The 18,391-nt window shown below is 64.3% G+C and carries 12 protein-coding genes; 6 read left to right on the top strand and 6 right to left on the bottom strand.

Annotated features, from left to right (window positions below):
• The first annotated feature begins 225 nt into the window (after positions 1-225).
• Both AAHE99_RS13190 and AAHE99_RS13185 read left to right on the top strand, forming a co-directional pair.
• Positions 226-2,046: a glycoside hydrolase family 13 protein gene (locus tag AAHE99_RS13190; RefSeq protein WP_342117804.1), complete on the top strand. Its 1,821-nt coding sequence runs from the start codon at positions 226-228 to the stop codon at positions 2,044-2,046.
• Entirely contained in the window at positions 2,043-5,198 is a 3,156-nt protein-coding gene (locus tag AAHE99_RS13185) for an alpha/beta hydrolase-fold protein (RefSeq protein ID WP_342117803.1), read from the top strand. Before AAHE99_RS13190 ends, AAHE99_RS13185 begins: the two co-directional genes overlap by 4 nt.
• Here AAHE99_RS13185 and AAHE99_RS13180 read toward each other — a convergent pair.
• The 4 genes from AAHE99_RS13180 to AAHE99_RS13165 all read right to left on the bottom strand — a co-directional run bounded on the left by AAHE99_RS13180 (position 5,195) and on the right by AAHE99_RS13165 (position 9,318).
• Positions 5,195-6,826 carry a methyl-accepting chemotaxis protein gene (locus AAHE99_RS13180; protein ID WP_342117802.1) on the bottom strand — a complete coding sequence of 544 codons (1,632 nt, stop codon included), beginning with the start codon at positions 6,824-6,826 and terminating at the stop codon, positions 5,195-5,197. The two genes, AAHE99_RS13185 and AAHE99_RS13180, sit on opposite strands and share 4 nt — an antisense overlap.
• Positions 6,827-6,960: 134 nt before the next feature.
• Entirely contained in the window at positions 6,961-7,464 is a 504-nt protein-coding gene (locus tag AAHE99_RS13175; RefSeq protein WP_342117801.1) for a GNAT family N-acetyltransferase, read from the bottom strand.
• Entirely contained in the window at positions 7,461-7,982 is a 522-nt protein-coding gene (locus AAHE99_RS13170) for a GNAT family N-acetyltransferase (RefSeq protein WP_342117800.1), read from the bottom strand. Before AAHE99_RS13170 ends, AAHE99_RS13175 begins: the two co-directional genes overlap by 4 nt.
• Positions 7,983-8,016: 34 nt before the next feature.
• Positions 8,017-9,318 (bottom strand): amidohydrolase family protein, encoded by a 1,302-nt coding sequence (locus AAHE99_RS13165; protein WP_342117799.1) that lies wholly within the window; start codon positions 9,316-9,318, stop codon positions 8,017-8,019.
• 174 nt (positions 9,319-9,492) lie between these two features.
• Here AAHE99_RS13165 and phaP point away from each other — a divergent pair, with 174 nt between their 5' ends.
• The 4 genes from phaP (at position 9,493) to AAHE99_RS13145 (ending at position 15,760) form a co-directional block, all read left to right on the top strand.
• Complete coding sequence (phaP, locus tag AAHE99_RS13160; protein WP_342117798.1) at positions 9,493-10,062, top strand: TIGR01841 family phasin; 570 nt, start codon at positions 9,493-9,495, stop codon at positions 10,060-10,062.
• Between the two features lie 234 nt (positions 10,063-10,296).
• The gene (locus tag AAHE99_RS13155) at positions 10,297-12,048 is read left to right on the top strand and encodes an ABC transporter ATP-binding protein (RefSeq protein WP_342117797.1); all 1,752 of its coding nucleotides are present in this window, start codon (positions 10,297-10,299) and stop codon (positions 12,046-12,048) included.
• A 127-nt stretch (positions 12,049-12,175) separates the two neighbouring features.
• On the top strand, positions 12,176-13,831 hold the full coding sequence (locus AAHE99_RS13150) for an ABC transporter ATP-binding protein (protein WP_446728922.1): 1,656 nt from the start codon (positions 12,176-12,178) through the stop codon (positions 13,829-13,831).
• Between the two features lie 87 nt (positions 13,832-13,918).
• The gene (locus tag AAHE99_RS13145; RefSeq protein ID WP_342117795.1) at positions 13,919-15,760 is read left to right on the top strand and encodes a methyl-accepting chemotaxis protein; all 1,842 of its coding nucleotides are present in this window, start codon (positions 13,919-13,921) and stop codon (positions 15,758-15,760) included.
• 57 nt (positions 15,761-15,817) lie between these two features.
• Here AAHE99_RS13145 and AAHE99_RS13140 read toward each other — a convergent pair whose 3' ends face one another.
• Both AAHE99_RS13140 and AAHE99_RS13135 read right to left on the bottom strand, forming a co-directional pair.
• Positions 15,818-17,368: a hypothetical protein gene (locus AAHE99_RS13140; protein ID WP_342117794.1), complete on the bottom strand. Its 1,551-nt coding sequence runs from the start codon at positions 17,366-17,368 to the stop codon at positions 15,818-15,820.
• Positions 17,365-18,228, bottom strand: coding sequence for an ABC transporter ATP-binding protein (locus tag AAHE99_RS13135; protein ID WP_342117793.1), 864 nt, complete (start codon positions 18,226-18,228; stop codon positions 17,365-17,367). The genes AAHE99_RS13140 and AAHE99_RS13135 overlap by 4 nt, the downstream gene beginning before the upstream one ends.
• Positions 18,229-18,391 lie beyond the last annotated feature (163 nt).

The raw sequence follows: 18,391 nt of genomic DNA, 5'->3' as shown, positions 1-18,391 counted from the left end.
CTTACGGACGCTCTGAAGCGGATTCTGTACTAAAACTAGATTCAATGTCAATGAATGACCATCATCACGAACGTGTATTACTGCCTTTTACAGACGCCTCCCCTAGGCAAACAGAGGAAAGCCGTTGTATTTCGGCTACAAACAAGCGCAGAATATCGTGTAGTAGAACTACATACGATTTGAGTGTATTGTCAGGCCCATAAGACAGCCCCATCCGGAGACAAGATGAAGAAGACCGCTTTTGCCGCCCTGCTCGCGCTAGGGATCCCTTTCATTGCGCAAGCCGCGCCCATCGAGCACATGGAGCCGCCGTTCTGGTGGGCAGGCATGCAGCACCCCACCCTGCAGCTGATGGTGCATGCACCCGAGGTGGCGGGGCTGGAGCCGGCCATCGACTATCCCGGCGTGCGGATCTCCAGCGTCAGCCGCGTGGCAAACCGGAATTACCTGTTCATCGACCTGGCGCTGGCGCCGGACGTGGCGCCGGGCCGCTTCGAGATCCGCTTCGCCGCGCAGGGCCGCAAACCGGCCTTCACTTATAGCTACCAGCTGCTGGCGCGTACGCCCGGCTCGGCCCAGCGCCAGGGCTTCAGCTCCGCCGACGCGATCTACCAGGTCATGCCGGACCGCTTCGCCAACGGCAATCCCGCCAACGACAACATTGCGGGCATGCCGGACAAGGCCAACCGCGCCGACGGCAACGGCCGGCACGGCGGCGACCTCGCCGGAATGACGGCGCATCTCGATTACGTGAAGGACATGGGCTTTACCCAGGTCTGGCCGACACCCCTTGTGGAAAACAACCAGGATATCCACTCCTACCACGGCTATGCCGCGACCGACCATTACAAGGTCGATCCGCGCTACGGCAGCAACGAGGACTACCGCAACTTCGTGGCGCAGGCACGTGCACGCGGCATCGGCGTCATCCAGGATGTCGTGTTGAGCCATATCGGCAGCCACCACTGGTGGATGAAAGACATGCCGATGCAGGACTGGCTTAGCTACGACGGCAAGTTCACGCCAACCGCCCACCATCGCGTCGCCAATGTCGACCCTTACGGCAGCAAGGAAGACGCGCGCAACTTCACCCAGGGCTGGTTCGGGCCGCATATGCCGGATATGAACCAGGCCAATCCATATGTGGCGAACTACCTTATCCAGAACAATATCTGGTGGATCGAGTATGCCGGGCTGTCCGGCCTGCGGGTCGATACTTACGGCTATTCCGATACCGGCTTCCTGAACGAATGGTCGCGCCGGGTGCGGGCCGAATACCCTAACCTGAATATGGTGGGCGAAGAGTGGAGCACGCGCATCCCGATCGTGGCGCGCTGGCAGGCGCTGAATTCGCCGAGCATGATGGATTTCCCGCTGAACGACGTGCTGCGCAAGGCGCTGGCGGACACCGATGGCACTTACCGCCTGTACGATGTGTACGAAACGCTGGCGCAGGACTACCTCTACCCCGCCCCGTCCAACCTGGTGCTGTTCGAGGGAAACCACGACCTGTCGCGCAGCTTCAGCGTGGTAAACAGCGATCCGGCCCTGCTGCGCATGGCGCTGGCCTTCACGCTGACCATGCCGCGCATTCCGCAGTTCTATTACGGGACCGAGATCCTGATGCCAAGCACCGTCAAGGGCCGCGACGATCCGTCCTACCGCCACGATATGCCTGGCGGCTGGGCCGGCGACAAGGTGAACGCCTTCACCGGCGCCGGGCTGACCGACGCGCAGCGCGAGATGCAGGCGTTCGTGCGCAAGCTGGCCAACTGGCGCAAAACCTCCAGCGCCGTCCAGCATGGCAAGATGATGCAGTTCGGGCCTGAGCAGGACACCTATGTCTACTTCCGCTACGACGGCAAGCAGAAAATCATGGTGGCGCTGAACAAGAACGCGAAGGATGTGACGCTGGAGGCCGACCGCTTCCGCGAAATGCTGGCGGGCGTGCGCAGCGGCACGGACGTCATTACTGGCCGCAGCATGGGGCTGCAGGGAAAATTCACGCTGCCGGCGCGCAGCGTACTCGTGATGGAGGTGCAATGATGGTCCGCTTCACCCAACGTGCAGTCATGGCAGCCGCGCTGGCTGCGGCATTCGCGCCGGCGCTGGCCAGCGATAGTGTTGAACTGCCGTTCGGCGCGTGGAAGGCGCGCTTTGCCACGCCCGACGCCAAGGCGGCGCTGCGCAGCTACACGCAGTCGACCACCATGCCATTGCGCGATAACGCGCCGCAATCGATCACTTACACCGAGCAAGCCAGCCAGCCTTATGTCCGCAGCGGCAACCTGGCCTTTGACGGCCTGTTCGCGCTGGCGGTGACGGAGATGAAGCAGGATTCGGTGCAGGCTATCCGCGACGGCAGCTATAACGGCGGCCAGCCGATTGCCTGCGAGTGCTTCGAGACCGGGGAGAAGTGGCATTACGTCTGGACGCGCGACCTGTCCTATGCCGCCAATCTTGGCCTGGCGATGCTGGACCCGCAGCGCACCCGCAATTCGCTGCTGTTCAAGCTTTCCGGCTACCGCGATGGCAAACCTGCGCTGGCGGCCGGCGACGCGGAGGGCCTGCAGATCGTGCAGGACACGGGCAGCGGCGGCAGTTGGCCGGTCAGCACGGACCGTGTCAGCTGGGCCTTCGGTGCCGAGCAGACGCTGAAGTCACTGCCTGCCGCCGAGCGCGCGCAATTCGCGGCGACGGCGCTGCAGGCCTTGCGCAACACCATTGAGAACGATCGCCTGGCCGCCTATGACGCCGCCACCGGCTTATACAACGGCGAACAGTCCTTCCTCGACTGGCGCGAGCAGTCTTATGCCGCTTGGATTCCGAACGATTTGTCCAGCATGGCGAGCGCCAAGTCGCTGTCCACCAACGTGGCGCACTACAAAGCGCTGACGCTGGCGGCGGAACTGGCGCAGCAGGCGGGCGATAGCGGCACCGCACTGCGCTACACGCGCTGGGCCAATGCGTTGAAAGTGGCGATCAACGACCGCCTGTGGCTGAAGGATGCGGGCATGTACAGCAGCCTGACTGCTGGCCATTTCGATGGCGCGGCCATGCACAAGTTCGACTGGCTGGGGCAGGCGCTGGCGATCGTCACCGGCGTGGCGGATTCGCAGCAGGCGCTGTCGATCCTGGCGCGCTATCCGCATGGACCGCTTGGGGCGCCGGTGATCTGGCCGCAGCAGCCGGGCGTGCCGGTGTACCACAACCGTGCTTTGTGGCCGTTTGTGACGGCCTATGGGCTGAGGGCGGCGGCGCAATATTCCAACGTGGCGGTGGCGGATGCGGCTTATGCCAGCTTACTGCAGGGCGCGGCGCTCAATCTGTCCAATATGGAGAACATGGAGTGGCGCGGGGGCGATCCTTCGGCGCCGGCGATCAACTCGCGCCGCCAGCTTTGGTCGGTGGGTGGGTTCCTGGGGATGGTGGTGCAGCAGGTGTTCGGCATCAGTGTTGATGCGGAGCGCCTGCATGTGAATCCGTTTATTACTTCGCGGCTGCGGAGGGAATGGTTTGCCGGCAGCGATGTGATTGAGATTGGCGGCTTGACGCTGCACGGCAAGAAAATCCGCATGAAGATCAAGCTGCCGCCGGCGGTGGCGCTGGAGGGCTTCTACATGCCGATTGGCGGGAAGCTGAATGGCAAGGATACGCATAGCCCGGTCGCCTGGAGTGCGCTGGCGGAGGATAACCTGCTTGAGGTGGAGATGGGGCCGCTGGTGCCGGGGCGGAGCCAGATCACCTTCGCAGGCAGCGAAGATGCTTCCACTGCGCCGCCGGACCCCGTCGTCCAGCTAAGCCCCGCCCCCGGCGCACGGCCAACGCTGGCCATCGCACCTGGCGCTGGCGCGCGCGGGGATGCCCGCTTCAACGTCTACCGCGACGGCCAACGCGTCGCCGAAGGCATCGCCGCGGGCGCCTGGGCCAGCGCGGACGCTGCTGTGGCGGGGCATTGCTACGCGGTGGAGGCGGTGTATCCGGCGACGGGAGCGCGCAGCCATCATTCGCAGCCGCTGTGCGCGGGCGACGCTGCCGGCAATGCCGGGGATGCGGCGGGCGTCGTGGTAGCGAAGGATGGCCGCTACCACCTGCAGCTGCGCTACAACAACCACGCGCACCAGATCAACCTCGGCATCACCAACGCCGTGCAATGGCTGCGCGTACGCGACAAGCACGGCGCACTGGCGGCGGAAGGCATCGTGCAGATGCCGCACAACGCCCCCGCCAACGGCCCGGCGTGGTCGACGCCATTGACCGCGCAGCTGAAGCAAGGCAGCTACAAACTGGAGCTGCAGCCCTTCTACAATATGAGCCAGCTGCAAAGCAACGCCAGCTACGCCGACGCCGGCGGCGCCAGCGGCGCGCGCAACCATGCCGACGTGCTGGGCGCACGGCTGCTGCCCGCCGCCGCCACGCCGCAAGCACCGCGCCATGGCACCCTGCAGCTCATTGAAAAGTTCAAATCCCCGCAACTGGGCAACGAACGCACCCTGCGCATCTACCTGCCCCCAAGCTACGGCAGCGACACCAAGCGCCGCTACCCCGTGCTCTATATGCACGACGGGCAGAACCTGTTCGACGGCAAAACCGCCAGCTACGGCACCGAATGGAATATCGACGAAGTGGCCGACCGCATGGTGCACCAGGGCGAGATGGAAGAAGTGATCGTAGTCGGCATCGACAACACGCCCGACCGCATCGGCGAATACACCCCATGCTGCGACCCTAAGCACGGCGGCGGAAAGCTCAACGCCTACGCCGACTTCATCGCCAAAACGGTCAAGCCCTGGGTTGATAAGCAATACCGCACCAAGCCGGCCCGCCAGCACACGGCGGTGATGGGTTCATCGCTGGGCGGCATAGCCTCCATCGGCATCGCCCAGCGCCACCCGAAAGTATTCTCGATGGCGGGCGGCGTCTCCAGCTCCTTCTGGTGGAACCAGCAGGACATGCTGAAGCATCCGCCAAAGCGGATACCGGTGAAGTTCTACATTGATGCCGGCACCGTGTACGACGGCCTGGAGGACAGCGAAGCCTTCCGCCAGGCCATGCTGAAGAACGGCTACCGCGAAGGCCGGGACCTGCTATTCCTGGCCGACGAGGGCGGCCGCCATAACGAGCAGTCATGGGCCGGCCGCGTGCATGTTGCGCTGGCCTGGTTCTTCGGCAAGCCAGCGGCGAAAGGAAAACGCTAGGCAGGCAGCGTCTGCAAACTGCGGCCCGCCGACAGGCGCGGCCGCCCGCCACCGGCCGCTTCATGCACCCTGAATACGGCGACCGCCTCCGTCAGGCTCGCAGCCTGCTGCTGCAAGGCTTCGGCGGCAGCGGCTGCCTCCTCCACCAGCGCAGCGTTCTGCTGCGTCACGCTATCCATCTGGCTGATGGCATCGCTGATCTGGGAGATACCCTCGCTCTGCTCCCCGGTCGCCATCGCAATCTCGCCGATGATGGCCGTCACGCGCCGCACGCTGGCGACCACCTCCTCCATGGTCACGCCAGCCTCGCCAACCAGCCGGCTGCCCGCCTCCACGCGTTCCACCGAATCGCCGATCAGCTCCTTGATTTCCTTGGCCGCCGCCGCCGAACGATGCGCCAGGTTGCGCACCTCGCCCGCCACCACCGCAAAACCACGGCCCTGCTCACCGGCGCGCGCCGCTTCCACCGCAGCATTCAGCGCCAGGATATTGGTCTGGAAAGCGATACCATCGATCACGCCGATGATATCCACAATCTTGCGCGAAGACTCGTTGATCGCGCCCATGGTCTGCACCACTTCCGACACGGTCGCACCGCCACGTACCGCAACATTGGACGCTTCATCTGCCAGCTTGCGCGCCTGGTTGGCGTTGTCGTTGTTCTGCCGCACAGTGCTGGTCAGCTCCGTCATCGACGATGCGGTTTCTTCCAGCGAGCTGGCCTGCTGCTCGGTGCGGGACGACAGGTCCATACTGCCCGTCGCCACTTCGTTCGACGCACTGGCGATGGTTTCCGTCCCCATGCGCACGCGGCTCACGATATCCGACAAATTACCGCTCATCTGCTTCAACGCCGTCAGCAAGTCGCCCACTTCATCCTTGGTCTTCACGTCAACGTCGCAACGCAGATCGCCTGCCGCCACAGTCTTGGCGATGTCAATTGCCTGGTTCAGCGGACGCGTGATGCCCTTCACAATCCACAGCACAATAGCGCCGCCCACCAGCGTGGTGATCACCAGTGAGACCAGCAAGGTAAGGGTGGCCGAACGCGTGGCAGCGTCCGCCGCTGCCACGGCATCCGCCGCATTCTTTTTGGCCTGCGAATCGATGAAGTCCACGATCTCGTCGATCTTCTTGGTCGGCGCGCGGTCCATGCCGCTCACCGCCTTGTCGACCACCTTATAGCTTTCAGGGTTGGCCGAATCGAATTGTTTGAGCGCGTTGAGGTAATTCTTGCCCAGCTCGTCATGCATCTTGACCGCCTCGTCAACCAGCGGCGTCTGCATGTTCAGCTTGCCCAGCAAGCCCGACAGCTTCTGCAATTCGGCATTGGTCGACTGGCCGCTCTTGACGAAGGCCTTGGAATACTTGTCCAGCTGCGCCGGGTCATGGCCGCGCACCAGGATGTTCTTCCACTCCTGCACCTGGATCTTGAATTCGACTTGCGCGCCGCGCGCCGTATCGACAGCCTGGGTCAGGTCGACCGAGCGCTGCATGCTTTGGGCATTATTGGCCTTGATAAAGCCAATCGCATTCCAGCCCTGGTAGCCGACCGTGAGTAGAGCCAGCAGGAAGAATGCGCCGAGCATCGCCAGACGCACCCCGATTTTGAGGTTGCCGAAGTTCATGATTTGAATCCCCATGTTGTTGAAAACAACGAGCCGGAAATTCTTCAGTGCAACGGAATGCCATGCTTCCGGTCTGCTATCCTAATCATGCACTTTTAAGTAGTAAAAGCCAAGAAACAGTTGTTGGGGACAATTTACTTGTGGTTGGGCGGAAACTCCATGCCATACAGGTCGGTATTCGGTTCGATGCGCTCGATATAGCTCATACCCAGCTTCTGCAGCAATTGCGACGACGCCGTATTGCCGGGCGAGACGATGCCCAGCAGCCGCGTCAGGCCCACCACATCGCGGCCATAGGCCATGGCCGCCTGCGCCGCCTCCCAGGCATAGCCCTGCCCCCAGTAGGCCGGCAAGTAGGCATAGCCGATATCGGTAGCCGGCAAAGTATCGCGCCGGATCAGGCCGCACATGCCGATGGCGGCGCCATCCTCTTTGCGCAGCACCAGCCACAGCGAATAACCGAGGCGCGCCTGCATCTCGACCGGCCCGGCCAGGATCGCGGCCCGCGCACCGTCCAGGTCGCGCACGCCTTTATCGCCAATGTTTTCAAGGAAGGACGGCTCGTTCAGCAGCTGCAGGTAGAACGCGGCATCGTCAACAGTAATGGGGCGCAGGGTCAGTCGTTCGGTTTCAATCATTGTTCAGGCCAATCGTTGGGATCGGCCAGGAACTTGTACATCACATACACGTCGACAAAACCGAGCTGCTGGTGGCGGTAGGCACGCGGCAGCGTGCCGATCACGGAAAAGCCGAGCCGCTTCCACAGCAGCACAGCCGAGACATTGGTACTCACTACGTAATTGAACTGCATGGCCAGATAGCCATCGCGGCGCGCCTGCTCCAGGCAATGGCGGCCCAGCATCTTGCCGATGCCCACGCCCTGCGCGGCCGGGCTGACCATGAAGGAAGCGTTGGCCACATGGGCGCCACGGTCGAGCTGGTTGGACAGCAGGCGGTACATGCCCAGCAGGCGGCCGGTGTTGAGCACCGCCACCCAGGACTTGATGCCGCGCCCGAACCAATAGCTGTGGCAATCGTCGCGGCTGGTATCCGCGGCAAAGTAATAGGTATCGCCGCTGGCGATCAACTCCTGGAAAATCGTCCACATGGAGTCGAAATCAGCCTCGGTGGCCGGGCGGATGACGATATCTTTCAAAGCTGCTCCCATCGGCAGGAATGATGCTGAATTTTCATGCATTTTCCCTTGCAAGTCCAGCTTGCCTGCCCAGGCGGAAATCGACCTGCCCCGGCCGCCCCGGCACAGCCAGCCGCACCCGCGCCGGCGCTGACTCAGCCACAACCTGCCCACGCCGCAGCACCAGGCGCCGCGCCGCACGCAGGCGGATGGCCTCCACCGGGTCGGCGGCATCGAGCAGCACCAGGTCAGCGTGACATCCAGGTTGCAAGCCATAGCCTTCCAGGCCGAGGATGCGGGCCGGCGCGCTGGTCACCGCCTCGAAGCACTGGCGCATGGCCGCCTGGCCTGTCATCTGCGCCACGTGCAGGCCCATATGGGCCACTTCCAGCATATCGCCCGAGCCCAGGCTGTACCACGGGTCCATCACGCAATCGTGGCCGAAGGCGACCTCGATGCCGGCGGCCAGCAGTTCCGGCACGCGCGTCATGCCGCGCCGCTTGGGGTAGGTATCGTGGCGGCCCTGCAAGGTGATATTGATCAGCGGGTTGGCGATGGCGGCCACGCCGGCTTCCTTCATCAGCGGTAGCAGCTTGCTCACGTAATAGTTGTCCATCGAATGCATGGAGGTCAGGTGCGAACCCGCCACCCTGCCCTGCAAGCCGAGGCGCTGCGTGTGGAAAGCCAGGGTCTCGATATGGCGCGAGAGCGGGTCGTCCGACTCGTCACAGTGCATATCGACACGCAAGCCCTTGTCCGCCGCGAATTCGCACAGGATGCGCACCGACTCGGCGCCATCGGCCATGGTGCGCTCGAAGTGCGGGATGCCGCCGACCACGTCCACGCCCATGGCGATGGCGCGCTTCAGGTTATCCAGCGCGCTCGGGCTGCGCAATATGCCGTCCTGCGGGAAGGCCACCAGCTGCAAATCAAGATAAGGGGCGACGCGGCGCTTGACGTCCAGCAGCGCCTCCACCGCCAGCAGGCGGTCGTCGCAAATATCGACATGGCTGCGGATGGCGAGCAAGCCGCGCGCCACCGCCCAGTCGCAATACTGCAGCGCGCGCTCGACCAAGGCTTCCTGCGTCAGGTGTGGTTTCAGTTCACCCCACAGCGCGATGCCCTCGAGCAGCGTGCCGGACTGGTTCACGCGCGGCAGGCCATAGCTCAGCGTGGCATCCATATGGAAGTGGGCATCGACGAAGGGCGGCGCGACCAGGTCGCCGGCCGCATCGATTTCCCGCGCGGCCTTCACTTGCAAGGCAGGAGCGACTGCGGCGATGCGGCCGCCTTCAATCGCGATATCGATATTCTGGCGGCCATCCGGCAAGGTGGCATTGCGTATCACAAGATCCATCGCAGGCTCCACGGGTGAGGATGGCCGATTGTAGGCAGAGCGCGCCGGGCACGCAATGTTGCGGTGCATAACTTTTGCTTCAAAAGTGGGCAAAAATGTCTTTCCATTACCATAATTCGTCGCTAGAATGGCCTTATTGCAGCGCACCATTTCCCATCCGTTCCAGGAGAAAATATGTTTTCGATTACCGAGCAATTTTCCGCAGCCACCAAGTCGCAGCTGGAAGCGCAGCTGAAAATCCTCAACAACTTCGCCACCACCGCCTTCGAAGGCGCGCAGAAGGTGATTGCCCTCAACCTGAACACCACCAAGGCCAACGTCGCCAAAGGTTCCGCCACCGCGCGCGAACTGCTGGAAGCCAAGGACCCGCAGGAATTCTTCGCCAAGAGCACCGCCAGCGTGCCGAATTTTGACGGCGTGTTTGCTTACGGCCGCGAGCTGTTCAGCATCGCCAGCAAGACCCAGGCCGAGCTGTTCCAGGCAGCGCAGGACCAGATCAAGGAAGCCAGCAAGCAGGCAGTGAAGGTACCGAAGCTGGCCGTCGCCGCACCGGCGCCAGTCCCAGCCCCGGTGGCTGCGCCAGCGCCAGCGCCGAAAGCTCCCAAAGCCGAAGCCAAGCCCGCCGCTCCCAAAGCTGAAGTAGAAGAACCCAAGGCAGAAGTAAAAGCGGAACCCAAGTCCGCCAAACCAGCCGCCAGCTTCCCCGACCCCAAAGCCGAAATCCAGGCGAAGTCCAAGAAGTAATTCCACACTCCAGCCCGTGTCCCACCTTGGGGTTGCCCCTAGGGGCGAGGTGGGACACGGGCTCGGCCAAAGTCGGGGTCATGTCTGACATTCGGACACGAGGCCAGCCGTAGGGGATGCCTACGGCTGGCTTCGTGTCCGAATGTCAGACATGACCCCGACTTTGACGCTCGGCGGGAAATTCTGGGCTGATGTATGCTTGCAGGCTCTTTGCGGCATTTTCCAAATTAGCTTATGAGTTTATCGCGCCTGATCGGTGGCTTCGTCCGTAGCCATTGGCGTCCTTATGCTGCCGCCGGCGCTATGCTGACCGGGGTGGCGATCATCGGGATCTGGATCCCGCGCCAGATCGGCTTTATGGTCGATGGCCTGGCGGCGGGTAAGCTTGGGCGTGAGGCTCTGTTGCAGGCGATCGGTCTGCTGCTGCTCCTGGGCCTGGCCAACTATGGCTTGCGCGTGGCCTGGCGCATGAAGCTCTTTTCTGCGGCTTACCAGCTTGGCGTTGAACTGCGTACGCGCTTCTATCGCCGTCTTTCCCTCCAGGGCCCGCAGTTCTTCCAGAAGCAGCGCACCGGCGACCTGATGGCGCTGGCAACCAACGATATCGATGCGATCGAGATGGCGGCCGGAGAGGCAATGCTGGCGGGTTTCGATGGCACCCTGACCTTGCTGCTGGTGCTGGGCATGATGCTGGTCGGCGTCGACTGGCGCCTGGCGCTGTTCGCACTGATCCCTTTCCCGCTGATGGCGTGGGCGTTCTGGCGCATTTCGTCGCACATCCACACCGCATCGGCCGATTCGCTGAAGCGCTTCAGCGCACTGAACGACCATGTGCAGGAGACCCTGTCCGGCGTGCGGACCTTGCGCGCGCTGGGCCTGGAGCAGCGCAGCAGCGCGCGCTTCCAGGAGCTGGCCGGCGCGGCGGCGGATGCCAGCCTGACCGCGCAGCGCTGGGAAGCGGCCTATGAGCCGGCAGTGGGCCTGACCCTGACCGCAGCCACCGCCCTGTCGCTGGGCCTGGGTGGCTACCTGGTGTGGCACAACGAGCTGACCATCGGCGAGCTGACCAGCTTCAGCATGTACCTGGGCCAGTTGATCTGGCCGATGTTCGCTGCGGGCTGGGTGCTGTCGCTGATCGAGCGTGGCCGCGCGGCTTATGCGCGCTTGCAGCCGATGCTGGATGCGCCGCTGACCATCGAGGACCATGGCACGCTGCCGCACGTCGCTCCCGGCAACCTGGAACTGCACGGCGTGAGCTTCTCCTATCCCGGCCAGCACGATCCGGCGCTGGCGGACATCTCGCTGACCCTGAAGCCGGGCCAGACCCTGGGCCTGGTCGGCCCGACCGGTTGCGGCAAGTCCACCCTGCTGCGCGTGCTGCTGCGCCAGGTCGCGCCGACCGCTGGCCGTGTCACCTGGAGCGGCCATGCGCTGGACGCCTACACGCTGCAAGCGTTGCGCGGGGCGATCAGCTGGGTGCCGCAGGAGTCCTTCCTGTTCTCGGCTTCGATCGCGGAGAATATCGCGCTGGCGCGGCCGGAGGCGACCCGCGCGGATGTGGAGCGCGCCGCCAACCTGGCCGCGATCCACGACGATATCCTGCTGTTCCCGCACAAGTATGAAACGGAGGTCGGCGAAAAAGGCATCACCCTGTCCGGCGGCCAGCGCCAGCGCGTGGCGATTGCGCGCGCGCTGCTGTCCGATAACGAGCTGTTGCTGCTGGACGATGCGCTGTCGGCGGTAGATACCGGCACCGAAACGGCCATCCTGGAACACTTGGCGGAATTGCGCCGTGCGCATGCGACACGCTGCGCCATCATCGCCAGCCACCGCCTGAGCGCTGTGGTGGATGCGGACCAGATCGTGGTGCTGCAGCATGGCCGCATCACGGAATCGGGCACGCATGAAGAACTGCTCGCGCTGAACGGCTGGTACGCCAGCCAGTGGCGCTACCAACAATTGGAGGCCAGCCTTGACGCAGCCTGAAAACACGAACACCCGCGAAAGCGCGCGCGAACAGACGCGCCGCGCGCTCGGCCTGCTGCGCGAAGCGTCGGCGCCGGACCAGCATCACCTGGGCTGGGCGGTGCTGTGGCTGGCCGTGGCGGCGGGCATGGAAGTGCTGGGACCTTTGCTGGGCAAGCGCCTGATCGACGAACACCTGCTGCCGAAACACCTGGACTGGCTGCCCATGGCGCTGCTGCTGGCCGGCGTGCTGCTGACGGGATGGGTCGCGAGCTGGGTGCGCTACCTGCAGCTGGTGCGCCTGTCGGGCGTGGCGATGCGTTCGGTGCAGCGCCTGCGCGAGCGGGTCTACAGCCATGTGCTGAAGCTGCCGATGGCCTTCTTCGACCGCGCCATTACCGGCCAGCTGGTGTCGCGCGTCACCAATGACACGGAGGCGGTCAAAGGCCTCTACATCCAGGTGCTGTTCGTGATCCTGGACAGCACCATCGTGCTGGCCGGCACGGTGTCGGCCATGGCCTGGCTGGACTGGCGCCTGATGACCATCGTGGTGGCGCTGCTGCCGTTCGTGCTGGTGATCGTGTGGCTCTATCAGCGCCTGAGCGCTCCGGCCGTGACGCGCGCGCGCCAGCTGCGCAGCGATATCAACGCGCAGATCGCCGAATCCATCGGCGGCATGACGGTTCTGCAGGCGAACAACGCGGAGCTGCGTTTCGGCCAGCGCTTTGCCAAGACCAACGCCGATCACTACACCCAGCGCCTGGCGGAGATCCGCGCCAATGCCTGGCTGCTGCGCCCGGCGCTGGATATGCTGAACATCCTGCTGCTGGCATCCGTGATCTTCATGTTCGGCCAGCGCGATATGAGCGCGGCGGAAGTAGGCGTGCTGTATGCCTTCATCAACTACATTGCGCGCGTGATTGAGCCGCTGATCCAGATCACCATGCAATTCAGCCAGCTGCAGCAATCGGTGGTGGCAACGTCGCGCGTGGCGATCCTGCTGGGCGAAGCGCAAGCAACGGAACACCTCGCCGCAGGCAGCCATGCGCGCCACGCTGCCAATGACGATGGAGCGCCGGCGGCCGATATCCGCAACCTGGATTTCGAGTACATCGAGGGCCAGCGCGTTCTGCATGACCTGTCGCTGCAGATCCCGCAGGGCGCTTTCTTCGGCATCGTCGGCCACACCGGCAGCGGCAAGTCGACCTTGCTGTCGCTGCTACTGCGCTACTACCCTGCCCCGCACGGCAGCATCCGCATGAACGGCATGCTGCTGGACGAAATCGACAACGAGCAGTTCCGCGCCGATGTCGGCCTGGTGCCGCAAGACCCTTTCCTGCTGGCCGCTTCGGCGCGCGAGAATATCGATATGGGCCGCGGCCTGTCGCAGCAGGAGATCGAGGCCGCCGCGCGCGCCGCGCATTGTCATGATTTCATCATGGCGATGGAGGACGGCTACGATACCGTCATGGGTGAAGGCGGCTCGCGCCTGTCCTCGGGACAGAAGCAGCTGATCGCGATTGCCCGCGCGCTGGCCGGCAAACCGCGCATCCTGCTGTTGGACGAGGCGACTTCGCGCATCGATTCGCACACCGAGCAGATCGTGCAGGTGGCGCTGAATGAGCTGCGCGGGCAGGTCACCATCATCGCCATCGCGCACCGCCTGTCGACCATCCGCGAGGCGGACCGCATCGTGGTGCTGAACCACGGCCGCATCGTCGAGCAGGGGCCGCACGAGGATTTGATGCAAATTGAGAATGGTTTCTACCAGCGTCTCTATCTTTTACAACAGCTGGCGGCCTAGTTTTAAAAAGTGTTACTAGTAGATTTGTAGCCGGCGTATGCTGTCCCTAGAGTGCTCTTTCCGAAAGAAAGCAATGGGGACAGTACCATGTCAAAGAACTTATCTATCAAGCGCATTTTCATCGCGTTTTTCGCCGTAACCGTCGTCCTGGCAGCCCTGACGATGCTGGCCTTGATCCGCGTTTCCAACAAGGAGGCGGAAGCGAAACGCGCGGCGGATTCGCGCTACCAGTCCTACCTCCTGGCCGACGAACTGCGGCAAAGCTCCGATGACCTGACCCGCCTGGCGCGGGTGTATGTGGTGTCGGGCGAGGCGGCCTACGAGCAGCAGTACATGGACATCCTGGCCATCCGCAACGGCCAGAAACCGCGTCCGGCCAACTACGAACGCATCTACTGGGATTTTGTGGCGGCTGGTGCGCCGGTACCGGCTTCCTCGGGGCAGACCATCGCGCTGTCCGAGCTGATGAAGCGCGCCGGTTTCACCGACCAGGAATTCGGCAAGCTGAAAGAGGCCGAGGCCAACTCCAACGAACTGGTTCGCACCGAAGTCATTGCCATGAACGCGGTGAAGGGCAAGTTCGATGACGGCAAGGGCGGCTTCACGCGCGAGGCGGAGCCGGACCTGGACATGGCCCGCCGCATCATGCACGACAAGGCCTATCACCAGAACAAGGCCAAGATCATGAAGCCGGTGAATGAGTTCCTGGCCCTGCTGGACGAACGTACCGGGGCTGAGGTGGCGGCGGCCAGCGCGGCGTTCGACAAGGCGCAGTTCCTGGCGCAAGTGCTGCAGACGCTGTCGGTGATTGCTTCCGTGGCCTGCCTGCTGTTTGCCTACCGCTATATCCGCTCCGGCCTGCAGCAGGCGATCGATACGGCGGAGTGCATTGCGGGCGGCGATTTGAGCCAGGACATCGACACCGGCCGTGGCGACGAGATCGGCCAGCTGCTGAATGCGATGGAGCATATCAACCAGGGGCTGGCCGATATGATTGGCAATATCCGCGGCAGCACCGACCAGATGACGGTGGCCACCAGCGAAATCGCGACCGGCAATGCCGACCTGTCGGCGCGCACCGAGTCGCAGGCTTCCTCACTGGAGGAAACCGCAAGCGCGATGGAGACGCTGACCGATACCGTGCAGCAGAATGCGACCAATGCGCAGCAGGCCAACCACCTGGCGGCGGAAGCGGCGCAGGTGGCGGAGCAAGGCGGCGATGTGGTGGCGCAGGTGGTGAGCACCATGGGCGCTATCAAGGACAGCTCGGCGCGTATCAACGACATTATCGGTGTGATCGACGGGATTGCGTTCCAAACCAATATCCTGGCGCTGAACGCGGCGGTGGAAGCGGCGCGCGCCGGTGAGCAGGGGCGCGGGTTTGCGGTGGTGGCGTCGGAGGTGCGCAACCTGGCGCAGCGCAGCGCTGCGGCGGCCAAGGAGATCAAGGAACTGATCGGGGCTTCGGTGGCGCGCGTTGAGGAAGGCGGCCGGCTGGTCGATGCGGCGGGCGACACCATGCACCGGATCGTGGATTCGGTGCACAAGGTGGCCGGCATCATGGGCGAGATCACCAGCGCCAGCCAGGAGCAAAGCAGCGGTATCGGGGAAGTGAACCAGGCGATCGGGCAGATGGATGCGATCACGCAGCAGAATGCGGCGCTGGTCGAGGAGGCGGCTGCTGCCGCCGAAAGCTTGCAGGAACAGGCGCAGGCGCTGGCCCAGGCGGTCAGCATCTTCCGCCTCAAGAGCGGTGGGATGGCGGGCATGCCCGCGCCACGCAGCTCCAGCGCGCTCACCGTCACCGCGCTGCAGCCGCCGGCACGGCCAGCGCCAGCCCGCCCTAACGCCGCCCGTCCCGCACCACGTCCCGCCCCCCGCGCGCCGGCCCGCCAGGCCGCCGCCGCGGACGAGTGGGAAGAGTTCTGATCGTCACGCGGTAGCGCTGCGCCGTCCCGAGCCTGCCGCGCAAACCGGCGGCACGGGTCAGGCGCTTCGGCGGCTGTAGGCCAGCCCCGCCATCCACACCAGCATCCCAGCCAAGCCCCACGCCGCCGCCGTCGCAAAGGTGGCGGCGCCGTTGAAGCCCACCATATCCAGCGAAGAAACCTTCGCCGAATTGAGCGCCACATACCATGTGAACAGGAACAGCGCGAGGAACAGGCGCGCCCCACGCGTCAAGCCCCCCAACAGGCTGGCGGCCGACGCCAGCGCCACAACCCCAGCCAGCCCCGCGACAGCACGCGCCGGCTCATGCGCAGCCCAGCGCAGCGCCACCACAGCCAGCGGCGCAGCCAGCACCAGGCTCGCGCTCCATTGGCGCAGATAGCGGCGCGCCGCACCACCTGGCAGCACGCCGGTCATGGCATCCGCCCCGTTCTGCCAGTCGCGCGGCACGATGCCGCATACCAGCACGCCCCACCCCACCACGCCAAGGGTCATCACACCCGCCAGCGCCGGGCCGTCCGCCAGCAATGCAGCCGCGCCGGTGCCAAGCAAAACAAGCGTGGCGGCAGGCGACATGGCCAGCACCAGCGCCACCTCGGCCAGCACCTCTCCGGCAAAGCCCGGAACCCGCATTGCCAGCGCCGGCAAAGGACGCACCAGCCAGCCCACCGGACGCAGCGCACGATCCGCCAGCGCCAACAAACGGTTGCCGCGCGCCGAACGCTGGCGCACACGGTCCGGAGAATAGCGGTGGAAGAACAGCACCGCCGGCACCAGCACCAGCAGCGACAGCAGCAGCGTGGCGCTGCGGAAGCCAAACGCGCGCAGGGTCCAGAACGACTCCGGCATCACGATCGGCGCCACCGCCGGATCGAAGCCATGCCGCCCCATCGCAAAATAGGTGGTCGCATAATGGTCGCGCAGCGTTGTCACCGCCACCGACACGCCCGAAAAATCGAACAGTATCGGCCAACTGGTGTCCGGACTCTCGATCACACCCGCCACCGCGCCAAACTGCATGCACCATATGAAGAAGAACAGCACATCGCCGCGCTTGCCCACCAGCGGCCCGATATTGTCGAACAAGACCGCGCACGCCGCGCAAAAACTCACAATCGGCAGCAGCATCAGGGCGTAAGTCTGCAGGTAGATCAGCAGCTGCACCGCCCCCTCGCCGCGCAGCGCATGCAAGGCCAGGGTCGAACCCAGGTAGGCCAGCACACATACCAGCAAGTAGGCCACGCCGCCCAGCCAGCGTCCGACGGACAGCAAGGAATTATCCGCGCCGGTGGCGCCGATCACCGCCCCCATGCCGCTCTCCAGGTCCTGCGCCGTACGCCCGCGCAGCAGGTAGAAGCCGGCCAGCCCGATCATCATGCCCGCGATATGCGCACTGCCGAAAGCCAGCGCCTGGCTGGTGTACAGCACGCGCTTCTTGTTGATCACCATCATGGTGGCGCCGCCCGAAGGATCGGCAATGGCCAGCCAGCACAGGCCCACGGCCGCCAGCAACACCACCAGCGTCGACAGGCGCCGCATGCGCAGCCGCACCTCGTTCAGCGCGATAACGCGCAAGGCGTGCCAGTTCATGCCGCCTCCGCCAGCGCATAGCGTTGCGCCATCAACGCCTCTTCCAGGCTGGGCTCCACCGCCTGCGCCCCCGCGAACGGCAGGCCCGGGTGCGCCACCCGCAGCTGCACCTGCGCCCCCTGGCGCTGCGCCTGCAGCACATGCAGCTGGCTGCGCAGCGACTCGTACTCCTCCGCATCGACGCTGGCCTGCCACACCTGGCCTCGCGCACGCTGCAGGATGTCGTCAGGCGTCTCCAGCGCCAGCAGGCGCCCCTTGCGCATGATCGCCAGCTGGCCCGCAATGCTTTCCACGTCCGGCACGATATGGGTCGACACGATCACCAGCTTGCCGAAACCCAGCTCCGACAGCAGGCGGCGGAAGCGCAGGCGCTCCTCCGGGTCCAGGCCCGCCGTCGGTTCGTCCACGATCAGGATATCGGGATCGTTCAGCAGCGCCTGCGCAATGCCCAGGCGGCGCCGCATGCCGCCCGAGAAGGACGCCGCCGGCCGCCCCGCATGCTCGGCCAGGTTGACCAGTTCCAGCAAGTGCCGGATGCGGGCCGGATCGCGCACGCCCTTCAGGGCCGCAAAATACTGCATGCATTCCAGCGCCGTCAGGTTCGGATACACGCCGAACTCCTGCGGCAGGAAGCCCAGGCGGCTGCGCATGGCATCGGGCTTACGCACGATATCGACGCCATCGAACAGGATGCTGCCCGCCGTTGGCCGCGCCAGCGTGGCTACCAGCTGCATCAGGGTGGTCTTGCCGGCGCCATTGTGGCCGACCAGGCCGACCACGCCAGTACCGAGTTTCAGGGTGACGTCATCGACCGCTTTCAGGTCGCGGTAAGCCTTGCTGACATTGCGTAATTCGAGCATTTTGTGCGCTCCGATATAAAAGATGGAGCGACTGTAGCGGCGCCGCCGCCCCGGCGCAGCGCCCGTGCGACGAACAGCCGGATTCGCCGGATGAATTGCAATATTGGGCTTTAGTTACACTAGTGGAAATTCCACTTGCATTTTCCCCACAGTTCTCGCCACT

Origin of the sequence: Pseudoduganella sp. OTU4001, assembly GCF_038440195.1 — a bacterium.
GTDB lineage: Bacteria > Pseudomonadota > Gammaproteobacteria > Burkholderiales > Burkholderiaceae_D > Rugamonas.
Note: the sequence above shows the minus strand (reverse complement) of the source record. Positions and strands in the feature narration are given on the sequence as shown.